Source organism: Microbacterium sp. (assembly GCF_026393345.1).
In the GTDB taxonomy this organism is placed as follows: Bacteria; Actinomycetota; Actinomycetes; order Actinomycetales; family Microbacteriaceae; genus Microbacterium.
Genome location: NZ_JAPLAI010000040.1, coordinates 61,896 through 69,788, shown reverse-complemented (window position 1 = coordinate 69,788; position 7,893 = coordinate 61,896). Strand labels below are relative to the sequence as shown.

Here is a 7,893-nt window from a genome sequence, read left to right as displayed (position 1 = left end):
GTCAACGACCCGCTGGCCGACTGAGCATCGTCGCGGTCATCGCGCGAGCGGGAAGTCCGTCCCAATACGCCCGACTCCCAGCCACTCGGCGGTCCCCCACTACGGCTATAGCGCGAGTTCCAACTCCGCAACATGCCAGTCCGACCCCGCAGGCCGCGTCAGCGCGCGCGGATCGCCGCGCACCCACAGGCACGCCGGGGCGTGATCCTCGAGGTCGTCGAGGGCGAGCGGCCAGTCCGCATCCTCGGGGGTGAGCAGGCGCGCACCGACCCGCTCCGCCCGTCGGAACGGTTCGGTCAGCGCATCTGCCGTCAGGCGGGGGCGCCACCGCCGCTGCGCCTCGACCAGCGCGTCTCGCGGCAATCCGGTCGCCGCTGCGGCGGCGGCCACCTCGTTCCGCAGGACGACGCGGTGATAGGCCTCGACCGGGCCGTAGGCGCGCCGGAGCGCCCCGGCAACCCCGTCGCCGGGCTCGGTCAGCACGCACCACAGCGCTCGCGCCGCCCGCTGCAGCGTGGCCTCGCCGTCCGGGGGCCCCGCGAGGTGGAGCCCCGCGCCCACCCGCGCGACGAGGTCCGATAGCGCCCATCGATCCGTCATGTCTCGATTCCCTTCTTCAGAAACAGGGCACGGCCGATGTCGTGCGCGTTCGGGCGGTCGCGTTCGGCGAGGTCCGCCAGGGTCCAGGCGACGCGCAGCACCCGGTCGTATCCGCGGAGCGTCAGTGCGCCACGCTCCAGCGCCGCATCCAGCGGGCGCCGCACCTCGGGCGGCGGGGAGACGGGCCCCTCCCGCAGCCAGGCGCCCGCCACCTCGGCGTTCCGCCGCCAGGGGGTGCCGCGCAGGCGCCGCTCGGCGCGCGCTCTGGCCGCGACGACCTGCGCGCGGGCGTCGGCCGACGAGACGCGGTCGCCGGGATCGTGTCCCCGGGCGCGGGACACCCGCCGCAGCTGCAGTTCGATGTCGACGCGGTCGCGCAGCGGTCCGGACAACCGGCCGATGTACCGGCGAATCGCCATCGGTGGGCACTCGCAGGTCGCCCCACGCACTCCGTAGTTGCCGCAGGGACAGGGGTTCGTGGCGAGCACGAGCTGGAACCGGGCGGGGAACCGAGCCGACATTCCGGCGCGGTGGATGTCGATCCAGCCGCGCTCGAGCGGTTGCCGTAGCGCGTCGAGGACGGATGCGGGGAATTCGCCCGCCTCGTCGAGGAAGAGGATGCCCTCGCTGGCGCGCGCGATGGCTCCGGGCCGGATCCCCCGCGAGCCACCGCCGACGAGCGCGACCATGCTGGCGCTGTGGTGGGGCGCTTCGATGGGTGGCAGGCGGCTGAGCGCGGTGACGGCGACACCGGAGACGGAACGGACCGCCGCCACCGCCAGCGCGGCCCGATCGTCGAGTTCGGGCAGGATGCCGGGCAGGCGGTGCGCCAGCATGGTCTTTCCCGCGCCGGGTGGTCCGCTCATGAGCAGGTGGTGTCCGCCGGCGGCGACCGCGATGAGTGCGGCGACGGCCTCGCGCTGCCCGACGACGTCGGCGAGTTCCGGGGCCGGTGCGGGGTCGTCGACCGTCATCCCGTGCCGCACGGGTTCGCGCTCCGGCACCGCCACGTCGGCGCCGTGGAGGCGCGCCACCTCGGCCAGCGTCACGGCGCCCACGACCTCGATGTCGGGGACGAGGGACGCCTCAGCCAGATTCGCGTGCGGCACCACGATCCGCGCTCGTCCGGCACGTGCCGCCGCGAGGGCCGCCGGCAGCACACCGGGGACCGGGCGCAGCCGGCCGTCGAGCCCCAGTTCACCGAGATGCACGGTGTCGGCGAGCGAGTCGCGACGCAGCCCGCACTCCCCCGCCAGCGCCGCGATCGCGACCGCGAGGTCGAAGCCGGACCCGTGCTTGGGAAGGCTCGCGGGCGACAGGTTGACGGTCAGCCGCCGCCGCGGGAGCGGCAGTGCGGAGTTTGCGCAAGCGTTGTGCACGCGCTGCACGGCCTCCGACAGCGCCCGGTCGCCGAGTCCGATGATGCGGAACTCGGGGGTCTGCGCCGACACATCGGCCTCGACCTCGACGAGCGTCGCATCCACGCCGAGGAGAGCGACCGACCACGTGCGGGCGACGTTCATCGCAGATCTCGCAGGTGCTCGAGCGTGAACGGGTCGGTGCCCAGCAGCGACACCGCATCCACCCGCATCCGGCGCCCCCGGGCGTGCTCCGGGTGGGCCGCGCACCAGGCGAGGCCAAGCCGCCACAGTCGCGCGCGCTTCCGCGCGTCGACCGCCTCGAACGGATGCCCGAACCGGTCGCTCGTGCGGGTCTTGACCTCCACCACGACGAGTTCCGCTCCGTCAACGGCGACGATGTCGAGCTCACCGCCGGGACACCGCCAGTTGCGGGCGAGGACCGTCCACCCCTGGCGGGTCAGGAAGGCGGTGGCGGCGTCCTCACCGCGTCGACCGAGCTCGTCCTTGGCTGCCATGCGGCAAGCCTGCGGCGACGTCCGTCACCGGCATCGACGCTGGACCGCATCCGTGGACGGTGCGGATGGGGAGCGCACCTGGGGAGGAACGGTGCTCAGGTGTCGAGCGAGAGTTCCTCGGGCAGCTGGAAGTCGCGCCGGGTGAGCTCCTCCACGTTGACGTCCTTGAACGTCAGCACCCGCACCGACTTCACGAACCGGTCCGCGCGGTAGATGTCCCACACCCACACGTCGGTCATCGAGATCTCGAAGTAGAAGTCGTGCTCGGTGTCCCGGCGCACGACGTTCACCTCGTTGGCGAGATAGAACCGCCGCTCGGTTTCGATCACATATTGGAACTGCGAGACGACATCCCGGTACTCCCGGTACAGGGCGAGCTCGAGCTCACGGTCGTAGTCCTCGAAGACGTCGTCATCCATGGTGACTCCAGACTAGAACAGCGTGGGCGCGTCGGCGATCGCCCAGCTGGACCGATGGTGCGTGCTCAGGCCGTGTTCGCGGATGGCGATGCGGTGATCGGCGCTCGCGTAGCCCTTGTTCCGCTCCCACAGGTACATGGGTGCGCTCTCGTGCAGCGCCACCATGTGCGTGTCACGGGCGACCTTCGCGACGACGGATGCGGCGGCGGCGCTGGCGCAGTCGCGGTCGGCCTTCACGACGGGCTGCACCCGGCAGCCGACCGAACCGATCAGGGAGATGTAGTCGTGGTTGCCGTCGAGCAGCACGATCGCGTCGTCGAACACGACACCCTGCGCGACGAGTCCGGCCAGCGCCCGGTGCGCCGCGAGGCCCAGGGCGCGGATGATGCCGACCTCGTCGATCTCGGTGGACTCGGCCCAGCCGACCGCGGAGGCGTCGACCCATGCAGCCGCCCGCTCGGCGACGGCGGCGCGCCGCGGCTCGGCGATGAGCTTCGAATCGCGGAGGCCCTCGGGCACGCGCCGCCGGGTGTGCCGCGCGGAGAGGACGGCGGCGCCCACCGCGACCGGGCCGGCGAGAGCGCCGCGACCGACCTCGTCGCAGGCGATGACGATCGGGTGGTCGCGCAGCAGCTGCCGCTCACGGCGGAGGGTGGGTTCGACGACGGTCACGGCGCAGCCGTCTCGGTCGCCGGCACCCCCGCGAACACCGGGTGATGGGAGTCGATCAGCCCGAACCGGTCGAACGGCCAGGTGACGATGAAGGCGCGGCCCACGACGTTCTCCAGCGGCACGAAGCCCTTGCCGGGCTGCTCCTGGTTGTACCGCGAATCCTTCGACCGGTACCGGTTGTCACCGAGGACCCAGAGTGAGCCCTCCGGAACCGTGACGTCGAAGTCGATCGCGGATGCGGCCGCTCCCGGTTCCGGGAGCAACAGGTACGACGTCTCGTCGATCGCCGTGCCGTTGACGGTGATCTGGCCCAGCTCGTTGCAGCAGACGACATGGTCGCCCGGCAGTCCGATGATGCGTTTGATGAGGTGGTCGTCGCTGTCGGAGGCGGTGAGCCCGACGAGCGAGAGCACCCAGTCCACGGCGGCGGCGAACGGGTTCATCGGCGCCTCGAGCGTCGCACTCACGCCGAGCCAGCCGCCGGGATCGCGGAAGACGACCACGTCCCCGCGGTCGTAGCCGCCGAAGCGCGGGGTGAGCTCGTCCACGAGGATGCGGTCCTGCTCCATGAGGGTGTTCTCCATGGAGGCCGACGGGATGTAGAACGAGCGGACGAGGAAGGTCTTGACCGCGAAGGATACGACGAGGGCGATGAGGACGATGATCACCACGTCGCGGAGGAACGTGAGTGTGCCGCGGCGCTTCTTCTCCTGCCCCACTTCCGTCGGGGCGGGCGTCGCGTCCATGCTCATGCGATAGTCCTTCATGCGGCGGGGGCGGCAGCCGCAGCATCTAGCGTCGCACATGCCAGCCCGGTGCTCGTGCACGGCAGACGAAAAGACCCCGGGACCGTGAGGTCTCGGGGTCTTTTCAAGGGAAGACGACTCAGCGGTCGCGCTTCTCCTTGATCTTGGCCTTCTTGCCGCGGAGGTTGCGGAGGTAGTAGAGCTTCGCGCGACGGACGTCACCGCGGGTGACGACCTCGATCTTGTCGATCACGGGCGAGTGCACCGGGAAGGTGCGCTCCACGCCGACCTGGAAGCTGATCTTGCGGACGCAGAAGGTCTCGCGGACGCCGTCGCCGGAGCGACCGAGCACGACGCCCTGGAAGATCTGGACTCGAGAGCGGTTGCCCTCGGTGATGTTCACGTGCACCTTGACGGTGTCGCCGGGGCCGAAGTCCGGGATGTCGGAGCGGAGCGATGCCGCGTCGAGGGCGTCGAGAATCTGCATGGTCTGTCTCTCTGCAACCGCCACAGGTCGGCGGCGGAACGTAGGCTTTCACGGATGTGTGTACCCGGCGCCGATCACGCGTGGTGTTCGACGGGCTCCCCTGTGGCAGAGCCGGGCCAGGGCACAAACGCCCATTCTGCCACGGCCGGGGGCCACGACCAAACCGGGGCGACCGCCTCAGTCCTGCGGGTGCCGCGTCTCGGTCACGACGATGACCTCCGGGGCAACGGTCGGCGTCTCGCGCCGCTGCGGCGGCAGATAAGCCGTGCCGTCGATCGTGTGCCGTAGCAGGGTGCGCGGTCGCGCCTCGCGCCACAGCTGCGTCAGCGTGAGCCAGAACAGAGCGATTCCGACGACCACAGTGAGCACGAACAGCGGCGCCCACCACGTCTGCGCGTAGAACCCCAAAGCAATCGTGAGCACGTGCCAGGCGCCGAAGCCGGCCACATCCGTCCACGAGACCGCGCGCTCCGCCCGGACCGTGGGTCGCGCCCGCACCAGCAGCGCGAGGGCGAGCTGGCCGAGGAACACCGACGGGATGGCGAGGAACAGGACCCAGACGAAGGCCCACCCGCCCGCATTGAACACGCCCCAACCGACGAACAGCCACAACGGCAACACGAACGCGGCGGGGATCAGCCATGCGAAGAATGCGCGCCGGATCCACATGGCACCGATGGTACGCGGCCGCGGCGGGCCCGGGCGTGCCGGGGCCCGATCTCACCGCATCCGCACAGGCACCCGCCGTTGCCACCGATCCGCGAGAATGGGAGGGAGAGAAGGAGCACCATGATCGAACTGCGCACCCCGGCCGAGATCGAGCAGATGCGGCCCGCGGGCAGGTTCGTCGCCGAGGCACTCGCGACGCTCCGCGACGAGACCCGGGTCGGCACCAATCTGCTGTCGCTCGATCGCCGCGCACACGACATGATCCGCGCCGCCGGCGCCGAGTCCTGCTACATCGACTACCACCCGTCGTTCGGCGCGAGCCCGTTCGGCAAGGTGTTGTGCACGTCCGTCAACGACGCCGTGCTCCACGGCCTCCCCCACGACTACACGCTGCGCGACGGCGATCTGGTGTCACTGGACTTCGCAGCGTCGATCGACGGGTGGGTCGCCGACTCCGCGGTGTCGTTCGTCGTGGGTACCCCGCGCGACGAGGACCTGCGCCTGATCGAGACCACGGAGCGGGCCCTGGATGCGGCGATCGCCGCGGCGACGGTCGGGCACAAGATCGGCGATCTGTCGGCGGCCATCGCCGAGGTGGCGCACGGCGAGGGCTACTCCATCAACACCGATTTCGGCGGCCACGGCGTCGGCCGCGTCATGCACGGCGACCCGCACGTGCCGAACGACGGCAAGGCCGGCCGCGGCTACCCGCTGCGACCGGGCCTCGTGATCGCGATCGAACCGTGGTTCCTGGCCACGACCGATGAGCTCATCACGGACCGGGACGGGTGGACGCTGCGGAGCGCCGACGGATCGCGAGGCGCGCACTCCGAACACACGGTCGCCCTCACCGACGACGGCCCGGTCGTGCTGACCGACCGCTCGTTCCTCGGCGTCGACTGAGTCGCGTCAGTCGGCCAGCAGATCGGGGCGGCGCTCGCGCGTCCGCTGCAGCTGCTGCTCGCGCCGCCAGTCGGCGACCCGCCCATGGTGACCGCTGAGCAGCACGTCCGGCACCTCGTAGCCGCGCCAGGCGGCGGGCTTCGTGTACGAGGGGTACTCGAGCAGTCCGTCCTCGTAGGATTCCTCCACGAGCGAGGCCGGGTTTCCCACGACGCCCGGGATGAGCCGGCCGACGGCCTCGATCATCGCCATCGCGGCGACCTCGCCGCCGTTGAGCACGTAATCGCCGAGGCTGACCAGCCGCACCTCGCCAAGCGTCGCGGCATAGCTGAAGACGCGCTCATCGATGCCCTCGTAGCGGCCGCAGCCGATGATGAGGTGCTCGCGCTCGGACCATTCGCGCGCGGTCGCCTGGGTGAACCGCTCCCCCGCGGGCGAGGGGAAGATGATGGTGGGGCGGGATGCGGCGTCGGCCACGATGGTGTCCAGTACCTCGCCCCAGGGCTCGGGCTTCATGACCATCCCGGCGCCACCGCCGTAGGGCGTGTCGTCAACCGTCCGGTGACGGTCGTGCGCCGCGTCCCGCAGGTCGTGGACGCGCACGTCCAGGAGGCCCCGGTCGCGGGCCTTGCCGAGCAGCGACACCTCGAGCACGTCGAAGAAGCCGGGGAAGATCGTGACGACGTCGACGCGCACGGGCTCAGTCCTCGGAGCGGTCCGGAGTTGTGGCCTCGGCCGCATCCTCGTCGGCGGCGACCGGCTCGTCGTCCTCGTCGTCGTCGGCAGGGAGGTCCTCGATGAGGCCCGGTGGCGGCGTGATGACGACACGGCCGGCCGCGATGTCGACCTCCGGGACGATCGCCTTGACGAACGGGACCAGCACCTCGCGGTCGTCGTGCGAGATGATCAGCAGGTCCTGGGCCGGCAGATGGTCGACGCGGACGACGCGGCCGATGCGGGCGCCGTCGCGGACCACATCGAGCCCGACGAGCTGGTGGTCGTACCAGGCATCATCCTCGGCGACGGCGGCGTCGGCGTCCTCATCGATCCACAGGATCGCGCGGACGAGACTCTCGGCGCCTTCGCGGTCGTCGACGCCGTCGAAGAAGACGACGGGGTGGGAATTCATCCAGCGGAACTCACGGACCGTGACGGTCTTGCCGAACCAGGTCGACGAGTCGGGCACCTGCAGGGTGAACACCGCGCCGGTGGTGAACCGACCGTCGGGATCGTCGGTGTAGAGCTCGAGCTTGAGAGCTCCCTTGAGACCGTGGGCCTTGACGAGGCGGCCGACCCGGAGCTGGGTCTTGCCGGTGCGAGGCGCGCGCGCGGCAGCGCCGTTCGCCCGGGGGGACGACGAGGAGGAGTCCATCAGTCGTCGGCGACGTCGATGCGGATGCGGCCGGGAGCCGCGAGTGCACCCATGACGGTGCGCAGTGCCTTGGCGGTGCGACCGCCGCGCCCGATCACGCGACCCCGATCATCGGGGTGCACGTGGACTTCCAGCACATCCCCGCGAGG

General features: G+C 70.9%; 12 protein-coding genes. 1 reads left to right on the top strand and 11 read right to left on the bottom strand.

What is annotated here, in order from left to right; translation table 11 throughout:
• Nucleotides 1-105: 105 nt before the first annotated feature.
• The 8 genes from NT132_RS06975 to NT132_RS06940 all read right to left on the bottom strand — a co-directional run bounded on the left by NT132_RS06975 (nt 106) and on the right by NT132_RS06940 (nt 5,469).
• The gene (locus tag NT132_RS06975; RefSeq protein WP_297786808.1) at nt 106-600 is read right to left on the bottom strand and encodes a hypothetical protein; all 495 of its coding nucleotides are present in this window, start codon (nt 598-600) and stop codon (nt 106-108) included.
• Entirely contained in the window at nt 597-2,123 is a 1,527-nt protein-coding gene (locus NT132_RS06970) for a YifB family Mg chelatase-like AAA ATPase (RefSeq protein WP_297786806.1), read from the bottom strand. Before NT132_RS06970 ends, NT132_RS06975 begins: the two co-directional genes overlap by 4 nt.
• Nucleotides 2,120-2,476, bottom strand: coding sequence for a YraN family protein (locus tag NT132_RS06965; RefSeq protein WP_297786804.1), 357 nt, complete (start codon nt 2,474-2,476; stop codon nt 2,120-2,122). Before NT132_RS06965 ends, NT132_RS06970 begins: the two co-directional genes overlap by 4 nt.
• Nucleotides 2,477-2,571: 95 nt before the next feature.
• Nucleotides 2,572-2,895 (bottom strand): DUF2469 family protein, encoded by a 324-nt coding sequence (locus NT132_RS06960; protein WP_297786802.1) that lies wholly within the window; start codon nt 2,893-2,895, stop codon nt 2,572-2,574.
• Nucleotides 2,896-2,907: 12 nt separating this feature from the next.
• Nucleotides 2,908-3,567 (bottom strand): ribonuclease HII, encoded by a 660-nt coding sequence (locus NT132_RS06955; RefSeq protein ID WP_297786800.1) that lies wholly within the window; start codon nt 3,565-3,567, stop codon nt 2,908-2,910.
• The gene (gene lepB / locus NT132_RS06950; protein WP_297786798.1) at nt 3,564-4,319 is read right to left on the bottom strand and encodes a signal peptidase I; all 756 of its coding nucleotides are present in this window, start codon (nt 4,317-4,319) and stop codon (nt 3,564-3,566) included. Before lepB ends, NT132_RS06955 begins: the two co-directional genes overlap by 4 nt.
• Before the next feature lie 133 nt (nt 4,320-4,452).
• Nucleotides 4,453-4,800, bottom strand: a complete 348-nt coding sequence (rplS, locus tag NT132_RS06945; protein ID WP_297786796.1) for a 50S ribosomal protein L19 — start codon at nt 4,798-4,800, stop codon at nt 4,453-4,455.
• A gap of 177 nt (nt 4,801-4,977) precedes the next feature.
• The gene (locus NT132_RS06940) at nt 4,978-5,469 is read right to left on the bottom strand and encodes an MFS transporter permease (protein ID WP_297786794.1); all 492 of its coding nucleotides are present in this window, start codon (nt 5,467-5,469) and stop codon (nt 4,978-4,980) included.
• A 120-nt stretch (nt 5,470-5,589) separates the two neighbouring features.
• Between NT132_RS06940 and map the strand changes: the two genes are divergently transcribed.
• Nucleotides 5,590-6,372: a type I methionyl aminopeptidase gene (gene map, locus NT132_RS06935; RefSeq protein ID WP_297786792.1), complete on the top strand. Its 783-nt coding sequence runs from the start codon at nt 5,590-5,592 to the stop codon at nt 6,370-6,372.
• 6 nt (nt 6,373-6,378) lie between these two features.
• On the opposite strand, the gene trmD is transcribed toward map, so the two are convergent.
• The 3 genes from trmD to NT132_RS06920 form a co-directional block, all read right to left on the bottom strand.
• Nucleotides 6,379-7,068 (bottom strand): tRNA (guanosine(37)-N1)-methyltransferase TrmD, encoded by a 690-nt coding sequence (gene trmD / locus NT132_RS06930; RefSeq protein WP_297786790.1) that lies wholly within the window; start codon nt 7,066-7,068, stop codon nt 6,379-6,381.
• Between the two features lie 4 nt (nt 7,069-7,072).
• Complete coding sequence (rimM, locus tag NT132_RS06925; protein ID WP_297786788.1) at nt 7,073-7,744, bottom strand: ribosome maturation factor RimM; 672 nt, start codon at nt 7,742-7,744, stop codon at nt 7,073-7,075.
• A partial coding sequence (locus NT132_RS06920) for a KH domain-containing protein (RefSeq protein ID WP_297786814.1) occupies nt 7,744-7,893 on the bottom strand: 150 nt, incomplete at its 5' end. The genes NT132_RS06920 and rimM, both read right to left, overlap by 1 nt.

What these genes read in the sequence shown, in the direction of transcription:
- NT132_RS06960 (WP_297786802.1), bottom strand. Translation starts at nt 2,895, where the DNA reads ATGGATGACGACGTCTTCGAGGACTACGACCGTGAGCTCGAGCTCGCC.
- lepB (WP_297786798.1), bottom strand. Translation starts at nt 4,319, where the DNA reads ATGAGCATGGACGCGACGCCCGCCCCGACGGAAGTGGGGCAGGAGAAG.
- rimM (WP_297786788.1), bottom strand. Translation starts at nt 7,744, where the DNA reads ATGGACTCCTCCTCGTCGTCCCCCCGGGCGAACGGCGCTGCCGCGCGC.
- map (WP_297786792.1), top strand. Translation starts at nt 5,590, where the DNA reads ATGATCGAACTGCGCACCCCGGCCGAGATCGAGCAGATGCGGCCCGCG.
- NT132_RS06965 (WP_297786804.1), bottom strand. Translation starts at nt 2,476, where the DNA reads ATGGCAGCCAAGGACGAGCTCGGTCGACGCGGTGAGGACGCCGCCACC.
- NT132_RS06970 (WP_297786806.1), bottom strand. Translation starts at nt 2,123, where the DNA reads ATGAACGTCGCCCGCACGTGGTCGGTCGCTCTCCTCGGCGTGGATGCG.
- rplS (WP_297786796.1), bottom strand. Translation starts at nt 4,800, where the DNA reads ATGCAGATTCTCGACGCCCTCGACGCGGCATCGCTCCGCTCCGACATC.
- NT132_RS06940 (WP_297786794.1), bottom strand. Translation starts at nt 5,469, where the DNA reads ATGTGGATCCGGCGCGCATTCTTCGCATGGCTGATCCCCGCCGCGTTC.
- NT132_RS06975 (WP_297786808.1), bottom strand. Translation starts at nt 600, where the DNA reads ATGACGGATCGATGGGCGCTATCGGACCTCGTCGCGCGGGTGGGCGCG.